General features: G+C 67.2%; 1 protein-coding gene. It reads right to left on the reverse strand.

Going from position 1 to position 360, the window contains the following annotated elements:
- A partial coding sequence (locus PL640_RS25755) for an ATP-binding cassette domain-containing protein (RefSeq protein ID WP_271363898.1) occupies positions 1 to 360 on the reverse strand: 360 nt, incomplete at both ends.

Below are 360 nucleotides of genomic sequence, written 5' to 3' on the forward strand. Positions count from 1 at the left end.
CCAAGTGCGGCCCGCGTGCGCTGCCCGCCGGAAAGCGCCGAAAGCGGCGTGGAGGGCAAGGCGTCCAGCCCGACCTGCGCGAGCGCCTTGGCAATTTCCTCCTCCAGCATCCAGTCAATGTCCTCAAGCTCATCGATAGTGGCCGTTCCCGACTGCGCACGGGCGAGCGCGTCCAGCGCCTCGCGCGCACCAAACAGGTCGGCGACAGTCTCGTCGGACACAACCTGTACGCTCTGGCGCAGGAGGTTGACGCAGCCCGAAACGGAAACCGTGCCCGCCGACGGCGACAATTCGCCGGCGATCAGTTTCAGAAGCGTCGTCTTGCCGACGCCGTTGCGCCCGACAAGGCCGGTGCGTTCG

The organism is Agrobacterium sp. ST15.16.024, assembly GCF_027956545.1.
Lineage (GTDB): Bacteria > Pseudomonadota > Alphaproteobacteria > Rhizobiales > Rhizobiaceae > Agrobacterium > Agrobacterium cucumeris.